The sequence below is a fragment of the Capnocytophaga sp. oral taxon 338 str. F0234 genome, from assembly GCF_000192225.1.
Lineage (GTDB): Bacteria > Bacteroidota > Bacteroidia > Flavobacteriales > Flavobacteriaceae > Capnocytophaga.
Window position 1 is genome coordinate 638,834 of record NZ_GL872413.1, and the last position, 12,510, is coordinate 651,343.

A 12,510-nucleotide genomic window follows, 5' to 3' on the forward strand; every position below is an offset into this window, starting at 1 on the left:
CTCACACAACTTCCCAAGCTCCAAGTATTCGCTTGACTACATTTTTCACTTTTCATTTTTCACTTAACTATGTTTTCATTTCTTCTTTCTCTTCCTGCCAATCAGGCAATAAAGATATTACAGCGAGGGCGCATCACTCCTTTACCGGACACTAAAAAGGCACAGAAGGCTCTTAACCCTGCTCTCCATGCCGTTAACAATCCTGCCCTACGTCGGGATAAGCTTGTCCATACCGATTCAGGCGAACACTTAGAGAAGGTTGCCCGTATTGCCCTGCCCCTGCAGGAGCTCATCATCAAGCGAGCAGTAGCTTTTCTCTTTGGTGAACCTGTAACTTACCTCGCCTCCCCACAGGATGATACTCAAAAGCAGATGCTCTCTACCATTGAGCATATCCTTACCCAAGCAAAGGAAAATAGTCTGAACCGCAGGATTGCCCGTGCAGTCTTCTCCTTTGGGGAATGTGCAGAACTGTGGTATCCTGAACCGCTGAAGGAACCTTCTTCTGCCTACGGATTCCCCTGCGCCTTCAAGCTCCGTTGTGCCCTCTTCTCGCCTGCCTTTGGGGATACTCTTTATCCTTATTTTAATCAGGTGGGTGATATGGTTGCCTTCTCTCGTGCCTATCGGGGTGAAAGGCTTCTCCCAGATCCTAATCTGCCTGCTGCCTTAGTGGATTACTTTGAAACTTATACCGCTGAAAATCACTACCTGTGGATGCGTGAAAGCGATACTTATCACCTGGTGGAAGGATATCCAAAACCCATCTCTATTGGAAAAATCCCCGTAGTGTACGCCGCCCAAGAACATCTGGAAACCGAACAAGTAGATCCGCTTATTGACCGACTTGAGCACCTGCTTTCTAACTTTGCCGAAACCAATGATTACCATGCCTCCCCTAAAATATTTGTTACAGGAACCATTAACGGATGGAGCCAAAAAGGGGAAGCCGGTGCGGTGATTGAAGGAGATAAGGATGCCTCCATGCAGTATATTTCTTGGCATAACGCTCCTGAATCTGTCAAACTGGAGATGGATACCCTCCTTAGAATGATATACACTCTCACCCAAACTCCCGATATCTCCTTTGACAATATGCGAGGAATGGGAAACCTCTCTGGAGTTGCCCTAAAGCTCCTCTTCCTTGACGCTCAGCTTAAGGTACAGGACAAAAGAGAAATCTTTGACCAATATCTCCTCAGGCGCATAAGCATCCTCAAAGCCTATCTTGCTCAGATGCATACCCCTTGGCGAAAGGCTCTTGCTTCCTTAGAGGTCATCCCTCAAATACATAACCTCCTAAACGAAAATAAATAAATCCTATTTTTCACTATTCATCCACATACTCGCTCATGCGACTTTACTTTTCACCCACATACCCAGCTGTGGGCACTCGCTGGCTATACTTTTCATTTTTCATTTTTCACTTTTCATTTTTCACTTATTCTATGTTTTTCTTCGTTTCTTTAATTCTCCTTTTCTATTCTGGAGAAAAAATTGCCTTGCGTGATAGGCTGTATTATTTAGTAATCACCTTGGTACATAGTACACCTCTGGTATTTGTAGGTTCTTATTTCTCTGCATGGTTACAGCTACATGAACCTTTTCTGTTGGGAATAGGGGTTGCCTTGTTTTTGAATATGGCAGTAGGGGCGCTCTATCATCTGCACCAACATTCCTTTAACCTCTGGCAGTTTCTCTATAAGAATGCTAAGATGATGGCAGTTATCTCTGTGGTTTATATCCTTTTGGCTTTGCTTAATGTCCCTTTAGCGAAAACAGCTAGTGGGGAACTCTTTGAAAGCACTATTGAACTGATGACCCTCCTCTATCCTGTGAGCAAGGCGATTAAGCATATTTTCATCCTCACTCATGGAAAGTATCCTCCTCAATGGATTATCAAGGCGCTCTATAACTACGAAAAAGAAGGCAAACTCAAGGAGTTCTTTAATATGAATAACGAAAAAATGAAAAGCGAATAGCTATTCACTTTTCATTTTTCACTCACTCACTCACATACCCAGCTGTGGGCACTCGCTGGCTATACTCTTCGTTTTTCACTATTCACTTAATTCCTGCTCGCTTACACAACTTCCCAAGCTCCAAGTATTCGCTTGGCTACATTTTTCACTATTCACTATTCATTTTTCATTATTATTTGTATCTTTGTTCTTTCAAAATATTTATAAAAATGAAACAGTACATAATATATGTTGCAATACTGATAAGTAATATTATGATGGGACAAGATTATTTGGGAAGAAATAATTATAATTGCAGGGGTTGGCTGTATATACATAGCAGTGCAAACATTGCTGCAATGGAAATAGCAGAACTTCAGTGGAGAGAAAAATACAAGTCGGTAGATGTAAGTTTTTTAGAAGGGATTTATATTGTACAAAGTATTAAGACTTCTAAATACGGTTTGGTAGACCGTAATAACAAGGTTGTTGTTCCTCTGAGATATGAAGACTTAAGCACATTTGAATGTCCTTCGAATATTGCTTGGGCAAAGGAAAATGGCAAATGGGGGGCTATTAATTCTAAAGGAAAAATAGCAGTTCCTTTCGTGTATGATAATTTTAAAATTAGTTATGCCGATGGAAATCCTTTCTGTGTGCAACAAAACAATAAGTGGGGACGTGTAAATGAAAAAGGTGAAATCGTTACTCCTTTTCAGTATGATGAGGTAATCCTTACAGGATATACGACTACTTTCCTAAAAAAAGACCATAAATGGGGAGGTATTAATGACAAAAGTGAAATGATACTCCCATTTGTTTATGACCAAGTAGAGGTAGCTGGACTTAGCGGTGTGTTTTTAAACAAAGATAATAAATGGGGAATGATGGATAGGAATAACCAATTTATTATTCCTGTTATGTATGACAGCATCAAACTACTCAGTGAATACTGGCAAGGTTCTATTTACTGTTTGGTTACCAAAGAAGGCAAAAAAGGTGTAGTAGATGATAATCATAAAGTAATTGTCCCTTTTGATACTTATGATAGTGTTTATGGTCCTTCTTATGATACTTTTATAGTAAGTCTACACAATAAAAAAGGTTTTTTTGATCACGAAGGGAAAGTTATTACGCCTGCCATATACGAAGAAGCTAAAGATTTTGATAGATCTCTTGCACAAGTAAAACGCAATGGCAAATGGGGCTGTATCAACAAAGAAGGAAAAGAAGTAACTCCTTGTAAATATGATGCCATAAGTACTTGTTATGACCTTATAGCTGTACGTCTTAATGGCTATTGGGGATTTCTCAACCTGCAAGGGAAATTAATCGTACCTTGCCAATATGAACAGATAGATAAGTTTAATAGCGATCAAATAGGAGTAAAACGCAACGGCAAATGGGGAATGATAAACAAGCAAGGAGTATTAGTAACTCCTCACAAATATGATGACTCTATTTCAATTTTCAAAAAATGAAAAAATTTTTCCAAAAACAAGGTTCTATAAAGACAAAATGAAGGGGTGTTTAACTCAAGTAAAATAGGGCAGGTTATTTAGGATTTAAAAATGAATCGTCAAAGAGAGCCCCACGCTTTTCTCTTTATAATCGTAAGTGGGCAATAGCAGGCTTTGCCACTGTGGAAGGTCTTTTTCAGACTGTTTTTCTCTCTTTATAATCTTGGAAGTGTAAGGCAGTAGCAAGTAGGCTAGCTTAGCACTGAGGATTCCTATTCCTGCCCCTGCTACCACATCCGATGCCCAATGCCGGTTATTATAGATTCGCAACAGTCCCACCGAGGTTGCCACTATATACCCACTAATCCCTATCCAAGGGTCATAGTGTTTGTACTCCTGGTAGAGGATCTCCACCCCTGTGAAAACGGTCGCCGTATGTCCGGAAGGAAACGAGTTGTGGGTACTACGGTCTGGACGTAGTTGTCTGACAGAATACTTCAAGGAATTGACAAATATCGCCGTTAATGCGTAGGCGGTAGACCCTACTAACAAACGTGCTTTCAGATTATGATAAGGGCGCATCCCAAGGTTCGGAAAGGCAAATACACTTGCAATAGGCAGGTATTGCAAGTGATCATCTATACGGAGCTTACCCTTGATGTTATTGGTTACGTAGTGTTGGAGCTTGTGGTCAAAACGCGAATCTATGGAAAAAATACCCCGACCTATCAGTGCCATAGGAATGACTAATGACCAAGGATTTACATAAGGACGTCTCCTCAAAGGAGTCCCACATAGCCTTGCAGAGGAGGGCTTACTTGCCAAGGTAAGACTATCCGCAAAAGAATTCACTAAGGTATCCTGTTCCCTCAAGAACACCTTATCAGCCTCCTTGTTGCTTTGTACGAGGGATAGCGTATCCTTCTCTTGGGTAAGAAGAGTATCTTGTGGGATAGGGTAGGGAAGGGGCTGTTGTGACCAGCAAGGAAAAAAGGATAACAAAGTCAAGAGCGGAAGCCTAGGAATAAAGAAAAGAAAAATACGCATGGATAGTCTATAAGGAAGCCATAATAGGGACATATTCTGAAAACTACTAAGGTTAAGCGTGCAAATTTACAAAAAAAATAGGAATCTTAAATCGTTCATCTTTATTTTGTATCTTTGCAGCCCCAATAGTAAGTGAAAAATGAAAAATTTTTCACTTTTCACTTTTCATTTTATGAAGGATATCCGTGCTTTAAAGAAAGAAGAACTCCAAGCCTTTTTCCTCGCCCATGGAGAAAAAGCTTTCCGTGCTAGCCAAGTATATGAATGGCTCTGGACAAAAGGTGCCCACTCCTTTGACCAGATGACTAACCTCTCCAAAGAAACACGAACGCTGCTTGGGGAGCACTTTGTCATCAATCATATTAAGGTGGATACCATGCAGCGCAGTGAGGATGGCACCATTAAGAACGCTGTACGCCTCCATGACGGTCTCTATGTGGAATCCGTGCTTATCCCTACCGATACACGGATTACTGCCTGTATCTCCAGCCAAGTAGGTTGTAGCCTCAACTGTACTTTCTGTGCTACGGCACGGCTCAAGCGCATGCGTAACCTCTCTCCTGATGAGATTTTTGACCAAGTTCTCACCATTGATCAGCAAAGCCGCCTTTACTATGCACGTCCCTTGCGCAATATCGTATTTATGGGCATGGGGGAACCCCTGATGAACTATCCCAATGTGATCAAGGCTATCGAACGCATTACCTCTGAAAAAGAAGGTCTTGGTTTCTCCCCAAAGCGCATCACCGTCTCCACCTCTGGTATCTCCAAGCTCATCCGTAAAATGGCGGATGACAGGGTCAAGTTCAAGCTCGCTGTATCCCTACACTCCGCTATAGAACAAACACGCAACTGCATTATGCCCTGGACGGTTAATTTCCCCCTTACAGAACTCCGAGAGGCACTCCAGTACTGGTACCAGCATACCAAAAGCCGGATCACTTATGAGTATGTGGTCTGGAAAGGAGTTAATGATACCCTCAAGGACATAGAAGCCCTGGTCGCCTTCTGCCGCTTTGCTCCTTGTAAGGTGAACCTCATTGAGTATAACCCTATTGACGATGGAGCTTTCCTCCAAGCCGATGAAAAAATCCTATTATTATATAAAAAGAAATTAGAAGAAGCAGGAATCACTACCACTATCCGCTATTCACGGGGTAAGGACATCGATGCCGCCTGTGGACAGCTCGCTAATAAACAGTGAAATAAGAGAGTAGAGCAAATAGAAATAAGAAAACTAAAAATGTTAGTAGACTCCTTTCTGAATTCTTAAAATTCTAACTAAAACAAAAGAAGATGATTAATAAAACTACCATTGAAACTATTAAAACTGCCATCTTAGAAAGTCAATATAAAGCGGCTAAAGAGGTCAATGCTATACAATTATCATTATATTTTTCCATAGGAAAATACGTTTCAGAGAATACCCGTAAAGGTTTTTGGGGAACAGGTGCTTTAGAGTATATTAGTGAACAATTGCAATGTGAACTACCAGGACTTCGTGGATTCTCAGCAACAAATCTAAAGATGATGCGTATTTTTTATGAAGAATGGGCAAATAATTTATTATCAGATAATTATAATTCGTCACCCAAGAGTGACGAATTAACTTCTATTTCTCAAAATATATATACAGCAGATGCTATTGTCAGATTTTCACAGATATCAAACTATGGTGAGGTTATTGCTAACTATTTTTTGAACATTAGTTTCACTCATCATAAATATATTATAACGATGGTAAAAGGGATAGAAGAACGCTTGTTTTATATTGAACTAGCAGCAAAAGAATCTCTTTCCGTACGTGCTTTGCAACAAGCTATTCGTTCCAATGAATACCACCATAAGGGAACTATGCCTAATAATTTTATACAAGCTTTGTCTGCATCCCAGCAAGCACTTAAAGCTATAAGGATGTTCAAGGATGAATATTTACTTGACTTCATTAATATAGAAGCACTTGGAGCACGTGATATAGAGGAAATAGATGAACGTGTAGTAGAGCAGCAGATAGTTCAAAATATCAAACATTTTATCATGACTTTTGGTCGTGATTTCGCTTTCTTAGGAAATCAATACCCAATAGAGGCTTTAGGACATTTGCATTTCATAGATCTCCTATTTTACAATAGAGAACTTTCCTGCTTGGTAGCTATAGAACTTAAAACGGGTACTTTCAAAAATGCCTATTTAGGACAATTAAATGCTTACTTAAATATATTAGATGATTTTATCCGAAAACCCAATGAAAATCCTAGTATAGGGATCATTCTCTGCAAAGATGCTGATAAAACTTATGCAGAATATATGATACGTAGTTATAATAAACCTATGGGAATAGCTACTTTTAAAACTGCTGATGAGATGCCTGAACCACTGCGTAAGGCACTACCTAATATAGAGGAACTTAAAAAATTATTGTAAAGTCATAAAATAAATCATTAGCAACAATTTAATGACATAAAAAATTGTAGTTACAAGAAGGTAACCTCACTATCCGCTATTCACGGGGTAAGGACATCGATGCCGCCTGTGGACAGCTCGCTAATAAACAGTGAAAAATATTCAAAAATACAAAAAAATTACCTAACTTTGCATCGGTAAATTACATAATTAGGTAATCCATACAACAACGAATGGACAATATTAAAAAAGTAATCATGAATAAAATAGCAATCTTTAAAAAAGGAGTGCGAGAACTCCTTGTAGCAACTATAGCACTGGTAGGATGCTCTAAAAATGATAACACTACTCCTAACCCTGTCCCTGATTCTCCTAAGGAAACAGCCCCCTATATCCAGTTGACTACTGCTCGAGAGAAAGGAAGCCAGATACAACTAACCATAGAGGCTCCCAAAGCCGATAAAAAAGATATTTGGATAGACCTTAATAATAATGGAGTGTATGACAATGGCATTGATGTACGCTTGAGTGCTGCTACAGCAAAATATACTCTTAAGGGAAGTACTCTGAGAGTCTATGGAAAACTAACCCTTTTCAATTGTAGTTACAATGAGGTTACCTCCTTGGAGGTAACTCACCATCCGCTTCTCGAAAGGTTAGATATGAGTCATAATAAAATCAAAGAGATAGACTTAAGCAAAAATACCGCCCTTACTTACTTGAAAGTTTCTGATTTACCTCTAACGGGTTTAGACCTTAGGGCTAATAAAAAACTAAAAGAGCTACGCTTTAACCGCACTCTCTCTGGAGAAAAACTAAAAAGATGTGTGAATACACTACACGAAAATGGAGGGGGAACCATTTATATGCACAAATCTATTACCGATAGCGAAAAAGAGCGTGCAACCATGCAAATCTTGAAGAAAAAGAAGTGGAGCATAGGCAATTGTGAATAACTTGATAAACTCGTATAAGGATGAATAATTAATTTTTCACTTTTCACTATTCACCCACATACCCAGCTGTGGGCACTCGCTGGCTATACTTTTCATTTTTCACTATTCACTTTTCATTTTTTACTAGTTCCAGCTTTTTTCCATCGAATACAGCGTAGGTGTAGTAGTGTATCCAGTCTCCTGTGTTGATGTAAGTGGCTCCTCCACCCAGGTCTATGGTCATGGGTAAGTGCCGATGTCCAAAGAGAAAATAGTCATAATGCTTCGTCTCAAGCTTGCGTTTGCAGTATTGTACCAGCCATTCTTTGTCCGCTCCTAAGAAGTGTATATCCTCAACCCCTGAGATAAGCTTATTCTCCACCGACAGGTATTGTCCCAATCGCACCCCTATATCGGGATGTAACCACCGAAAAAGCCACTTACAAAAAGGATTGGTAAATACTTTTTTCATTCGTTTGTACCCTTTATCGCCAGGACCTAGCCCATCACCATGTCCTATGAGGAAAAGCTTGTCATGACAGCTTACCTCTATCGGATGCCGATATACAGGAATATCCAGTTCCTGCTCAAAATAATGATCCATCCATAAGTCATGGTTCCCTACAAAGAAATAGATGGGGATTCCACTATCCCTTAGCTGAGCTAGCTTGCCTAAAGTACGCACAAAACCTTTAGGGACAACGGTTTTATACTCAAACCAAAAGTCAAACAAATCCCCCAATAGGAAGATTGCCCCTGCATCTGTCTTGATCCTATCGAGCCATGCCACGAACTTTGCCTCTCGTGGACGACTCTCTTGGTAGGTAGGAGCTCCCAAATGATTATCGGAAGCAAAATAGATTTTCTTATCTTCAGCAAGAGGTAGGTGTAACATTTGATTTAATAATTTAATTAAGGTAAAAGTTAAGAAAAAAACGCTTCTCGAGGGATCTCCCAGTTTTTCTTGGAAGGAGAAAGTAATAGGCGTTTAGGTGAATTCATAAAAAATAGAATAGGTTGGTTTTTATGAAGGATGGGGTATCTATGAAAAAAGAACTACCTTTCACAAAGTAGTCCTTTCCTAATTCATCAAACTCTAAATCTAATAGTGGTGCCTCCAGGAATCGAACCAGGGACACAAGGATTTTCAGTCCTTTGCTCTACCAACTGAGCTAAGGCACCATTGGTTTTAATTCGGGTGCAAAGGTAAAACTTTTTTTCTGCTCCCACAAGTGTTTTTTTAAAAAAATAAAAATATTTTCTCTTGAAAACTTACTACTTTGTAAACCAATATCTTATAAAAGTATTTTTTGTAATAAACAAAAATTTAACACCCTTAACATCCTTTTTCCTTGTATAACTCCTAAAAAAGTTAGATATTTGCAAGCCGTAATTTAGGTGGATAGTGAGTAGTGAATAGTCAAAGGTCACTTTTCACTTTTCATGATTTCATTTTTCACTTACAGAATGAGAATATACGTTGTTATTGCTTTATTTTTAACCTCTTTTGTCTATGCACAGAAGGGTACCAATTCCCCCTATTCTTATTATGGATTAGGAGTAAAACGATTTGATGGAAATACAGAAAATGCTCTTATGGGCGGAGTGGACGCCTATGTGGATAGTACACGTGTGGATGTCCGTAATCCAGCTTCTTTAGGAAAGCTTGCTCGTACTACCTTTGCCTTGGCAACTTCCTATGACTTCAGATCCATGAAAACAAGTACCTCCTCCTATAGTGAACGCACTTTCTTGTTGGATTACCTTAATCTTTCTTTCCCTATATATAAGCATTTAGGAGCTTCCATAGGTTTGCAGCCTTATACCTCAGTGGGCTATAGGGTTATCACCAATGAAGTAGTGGCAGGACAATCCCATTACTACGCCTTGGAAGGAAGTGGTGGGGTGAATCGTGCTTACTTAGCGGTAGGGTATCAGCCCATTAAAGGACTTCGTTTGGGAGTGAGCGGACATTTTAATTTCGGAAAGGCTACCTTAGAGAATCTCTACAGTTCCCCTGTACTATTGTATGTTACGCGTGAGGAAAGCCAATCTCTCTATCGGGGAGGAAGCCTTTCTCTGGGAGCTCAGTATGAGTACCCTCTCTCTAAGGAGTTTACACTCTTTGCAGGAGTACAATATATTCCCAAAGCCTCCTTACGCTCCATCAATACGCGTACCCTTACCTCCTTGCAGCCTACAGGCGGAAACTTTGTTATTAAGGATAGCCGAACAATGGATTTAGGGGATATGGCACGTACTTTCCTTACCCTCCCTTCTGAACTCTCTCTCTCTGCGGGAGTAGGCAAGGAAAGCCAATGGTTCATAGGAGCAAGCACTTCTTTTGTTGCCAGAAGCCAATATGCCAACCCCTTCGTTACTTCTTCTTTTGTTTCCTACAAGGATGGTTACCGTATAGGGGTGGGCGGATATTACTTGCCTAACAATAGTGCTTATACAAAATATTGGAAAAGAGTTACTTATCGTGCAGGATTTTATTATGAAAATACAGGAATCTCTCTAAGAGGGAAGGTAGTGAATGACTTTGGCATTACTTTTGGAGCAAGTCTCCCTATACAAGGATTCTCTAACATAACAGTAGGAGGTGTATGGGGTAGCAAAGGTGAAAAGTCCTTTCTTAAGGAAAACTATTTCATGTTGAAGGTTGCCCTTACCCTTAATGATAAATGGTTCCAAAAGTCCAGATATAACTAAATAGCATTACAATATAGAGAATGTGGTTTTTCTCTATAAATCCATGAAAGAATCATTATTTTTTATAACTTTGTCGCACCAAAGGATTACTTAATTATTAAAATTAAACGAATGAAAAAGATATTATTACTCTCAACCTTATCATTAGCAGTCTCCTCAGCCACCTATGCGCAAAAGGAGGATTGCCAGCTTAAAGCCTCTGTTTTCGTGGAAGCAGCTAAGGTCAAGAACTATAATGAAGCTTACCAGCCTTGGAAATTCGTCTATGAAACATGCCCTGAACTCTACCAATCTACCTTCCTCTATGGGGAGCGTATTCTTAAGGATAGAATTGCCAAAGGAACGGATAAGGCTAAGTATGTGAAGGATTTGCAGGAACTCTATCACAAGTTTCATCAGTATTTCCCTCAAAAATTCTCTGAGGCAGAGATGAACTCCCGATTAGCTTCTTTACTCATAGAACAGAACATGGGAACTAAGGAAGAACTCTTCTCCCTGTTGGACAAAACCTATAAGCTCAATAAGGATAGTTTTACCGATGATATGGCTATCTATCAGTACTTTGCTACAGTCCTTGACCTTAAGAACGAAGGAAAGAAAACCATGCAGGACGTTTTTGATGTCTATGATAATGTGTCTGAAATTATTGAAAATGAGAATGATAAGCTCTCTGTGGCCATGAACCAACTCCTTCCTAAGGAGGAGGCAAATACCCTTTCTGACAAGGAGAAAAAACAATTACAGGTAGCGCGTATTCGTATAGAGAACCTAAAGAGTATTTCTGAAAATGTGGATGCTAAGATTGGTCAACTTGCCGATTGCAAGAATCTTATTCCTCTTTATCAAAAGAACTATGAGGCTAATAAGAATGATACAGAATGGCTCCGCCGCGCTGCAGGGAGAATGTCCGATAAAGAATGTACTGCGGATCCACTCTTTGCCAAACTCGTTGAACGCCTTTATCAGCTGGCTCCTTCGGCTTCCTCTGCCTTATATTTGGGAATTATGAAGGAAAAACAAAAAAATACCTCCGAAGCGGTTAAGTACTTTAACCAAGCGGTGGATTTGGAAAAAGACCCTCTTAAGAAAGCTAATTATTTGGTTAAGATAGCCACTAAGTATTCGGGGAGTACTGCAGTAGGATATGCACAGAAGGCACTCTCTTTCAATCCTTCCAATGCCTCTGCTTACCAAGTGATTGCAAAGGCTTATGCATCTTCGGCGAACGAATGTGGAACCACCTCTTTTGAAAAAAGAGCCGTCTATTGGCTCGCTGCCAATACAGCCCGAAAGGGCGGACTTGAAAAACTCGCCGCTCATTATGAGAAACTGGCTCCTTCCCGTGCCGATATCTTTAAATCAGGATTGGCAGGCAAAACCATTACCTTTAAGTGCTGGATAGGACAGTCCGTTAAAGTCCCTCAACTTCAATGAATGATTGTGTTACTAAATTGATAATTGAGAACATTGTAAGGCTTTTTGTCCTTACAATGTTTTTCGCTTGTGAGGAGGACAAGCAGGTAACGCTACAGGGAATAGATAAAATTCCCAACGCTGAAACCCAAAACTTCCGACTCATTTATACCGATTCCACTAAGGTGAAGACAATCTTGGAAAGCTCTCTAAATAGAGATTTCTCCAATCAGAAATTCCCCTATACCGAATTCCCTCATGGACTTGTGCTTACCCTATTTGATGACCAACGGCATGAGAATATCATACAAGCTAAGTATGCTATCTATTACCTACCTACTCAGCTGGTGGAACTCCGCGATAGTGTGCAACTGAATACTTATGATGGTAAGATCCTCAAAACCTCTCAACTCTTTTGGCAAGCCGAAAGCGAGTGGGTATTTACCGAAAAACCTTTTACTTATATTGATTCCCTACAGGGAAGTATCACCAAGGGAATCGGTATGGACTTTGACAAAAAGTTTTCACACCTGAAAGCTCACAAAATCACCGGTGTTATTCCTATCAAAGAATAAA

The 12,510-nt window shown here is 39.9% G+C and carries 11 protein-coding genes and 1 tRNA gene; 9 read left to right on the plus strand and 3 right to left on the minus strand.

The window, feature by feature from the left end:
- The first annotated feature begins 69 nt into the window (after window positions 1-69).
- From HMPREF9071_RS03010 to HMPREF9071_RS03020, 3 genes are all read left to right on the plus strand, one after another.
- Complete coding sequence (locus tag HMPREF9071_RS03010; protein WP_009745086.1) at window positions 70-1,317, plus strand: phage portal protein; 1,248 nt, start codon at window positions 70-72, stop codon at window positions 1,315-1,317.
- A gap of 131 nt (window positions 1,318-1,448) precedes the next feature.
- Window positions 1,449-1,982 (plus strand): hypothetical protein, encoded by a 534-nt coding sequence (locus tag HMPREF9071_RS03015; protein ID WP_009745087.1) that lies wholly within the window; start codon window positions 1,449-1,451, stop codon window positions 1,980-1,982.
- A gap of 209 nt (window positions 1,983-2,191) precedes the next feature.
- Entirely contained in the window at window positions 2,192-3,442 is a 1,251-nt protein-coding gene (locus HMPREF9071_RS03020) for a WG repeat-containing protein (RefSeq protein WP_040357959.1), read from the plus strand.
- An 84-nt stretch (window positions 3,443-3,526) separates the two neighbouring features.
- On the opposite strand, the gene HMPREF9071_RS03025 is transcribed toward HMPREF9071_RS03020, so the two are convergent.
- Window positions 3,527-4,501 carry a phosphatase PAP2 family protein gene (locus tag HMPREF9071_RS03025; protein WP_253908252.1) on the minus strand — a complete coding sequence of 325 codons (975 nt, stop codon included), beginning with the start codon at window positions 4,499-4,501 and terminating at the stop codon, window positions 3,527-3,529.
- Between the two features lie 139 nt (window positions 4,502-4,640).
- On the opposite strand from HMPREF9071_RS03025, the gene rlmN reads away from it, so the two are divergent.
- From rlmN to HMPREF9071_RS03040, 3 genes are all read left to right on the plus strand, one after another.
- A complete protein-coding gene (gene rlmN / locus HMPREF9071_RS03030) occupies window positions 4,641-5,672 on the plus strand; it encodes a 23S rRNA (adenine(2503)-C(2))-methyltransferase RlmN (protein ID WP_040358218.1) in 1,032 nt (343 codons plus the stop codon).
- Window positions 5,673-5,764: 92 nt separating this feature from the next.
- Entirely contained in the window at window positions 5,765-6,892 is a 1,128-nt protein-coding gene (locus HMPREF9071_RS03035) for a YhcG family protein (protein ID WP_009745092.1), read from the plus strand.
- A 236-nt stretch (window positions 6,893-7,128) separates the two neighbouring features.
- Window positions 7,129-7,827: a hypothetical protein gene (locus HMPREF9071_RS03040; protein ID WP_040358221.1), complete on the plus strand. Its 699-nt coding sequence runs from the start codon at window positions 7,129-7,131 to the stop codon at window positions 7,825-7,827.
- A 106-nt stretch (window positions 7,828-7,933) separates the two neighbouring features.
- Here the strand turns inward: HMPREF9071_RS03040 and HMPREF9071_RS03045 are convergent, their stop codons facing one another.
- Both HMPREF9071_RS03045 and HMPREF9071_RS03050 read right to left on the minus strand, forming a co-directional pair.
- The gene (locus HMPREF9071_RS03045; RefSeq protein WP_009745094.1) at window positions 7,934-8,701 is read right to left on the minus strand and encodes a UDP-2,3-diacylglucosamine diphosphatase; all 768 of its coding nucleotides are present in this window, start codon (window positions 8,699-8,701) and stop codon (window positions 7,934-7,936) included.
- 214 nt (window positions 8,702-8,915) lie between these two features.
- Window positions 8,916-8,988, minus strand: a tRNA-Phe gene (locus HMPREF9071_RS03050).
- A 285-nt stretch (window positions 8,989-9,273) separates the two neighbouring features.
- Here HMPREF9071_RS03050 and HMPREF9071_RS03055 point away from each other — a divergent pair.
- From HMPREF9071_RS03055 to lptC, 3 genes are all read left to right on the plus strand, one after another.
- Entirely contained in the window at window positions 9,274-10,521 is a 1,248-nt protein-coding gene (locus HMPREF9071_RS03055; RefSeq protein WP_040357960.1) for a hypothetical protein, read from the plus strand.
- Window positions 10,522-10,632: 111 nt separating this feature from the next.
- Window positions 10,633-11,955, plus strand: coding sequence for a hypothetical protein (locus tag HMPREF9071_RS03060; protein WP_009745096.1), 1,323 nt, complete (start codon window positions 10,633-10,635; stop codon window positions 11,953-11,955).
- Window positions 11,952-12,509 carry an LPS export ABC transporter periplasmic protein LptC gene (gene lptC / locus HMPREF9071_RS03065; protein ID WP_009745097.1) on the plus strand — a complete coding sequence of 186 codons (558 nt, stop codon included), beginning with the start codon at window positions 11,952-11,954 and terminating at the stop codon, window positions 12,507-12,509. The genes HMPREF9071_RS03060 and lptC overlap by 4 nt, the downstream gene beginning before the upstream one ends.
- Window position 12,510: the final 1 nt, after the last annotated feature.

What these genes read in the sequence shown, in the direction of transcription:
- HMPREF9071_RS03010 (WP_009745086.1), top strand. Translation starts at nt 70, where the DNA reads ATGTTTTCATTTCTTCTTTCTCTTCCTGCCAATCAGGCAATAAAGATA.
- HMPREF9071_RS03035 (WP_009745092.1), top strand. Translation starts at nt 5,765, where the DNA reads ATGATTAATAAAACTACCATTGAAACTATTAAAACTGCCATCTTAGAA.
- HMPREF9071_RS03040 (WP_040358221.1), top strand. Translation starts at nt 7,129, where the DNA reads ATGAATAAAATAGCAATCTTTAAAAAAGGAGTGCGAGAACTCCTTGTA.
- rlmN (WP_040358218.1), top strand. Translation starts at nt 4,641, where the DNA reads ATGAAGGATATCCGTGCTTTAAAGAAAGAAGAACTCCAAGCCTTTTTC.
- HMPREF9071_RS03060 (WP_009745096.1), top strand. Translation starts at nt 10,633, where the DNA reads ATGAAAAAGATATTATTACTCTCAACCTTATCATTAGCAGTCTCCTCA.
- HMPREF9071_RS03045 (WP_009745094.1), bottom strand. Translation starts at nt 8,701, where the DNA reads ATGTTACACCTACCTCTTGCTGAAGATAAGAAAATCTATTTTGCTTCC.
- HMPREF9071_RS03055 (WP_040357960.1), top strand. Translation starts at nt 9,274, where the DNA reads ATGAGAATATACGTTGTTATTGCTTTATTTTTAACCTCTTTTGTCTAT.
- HMPREF9071_RS03025 (WP_253908252.1), bottom strand. Translation starts at nt 4,501, where the DNA reads ATGTCCCTATTATGGCTTCCTTATAGACTATCCATGCGTATTTTTCTT.
- HMPREF9071_RS03020 (WP_040357959.1), top strand. Translation starts at nt 2,192, where the DNA reads ATGAAACAGTACATAATATATGTTGCAATACTGATAAGTAATATTATG.
- HMPREF9071_RS03015 (WP_009745087.1), top strand. Translation starts at nt 1,449, where the DNA reads ATGTTTTTCTTCGTTTCTTTAATTCTCCTTTTCTATTCTGGAGAAAAA.
- lptC (WP_009745097.1), top strand. Translation starts at nt 11,952, where the DNA reads ATGAATGATTGTGTTACTAAATTGATAATTGAGAACATTGTAAGGCTT.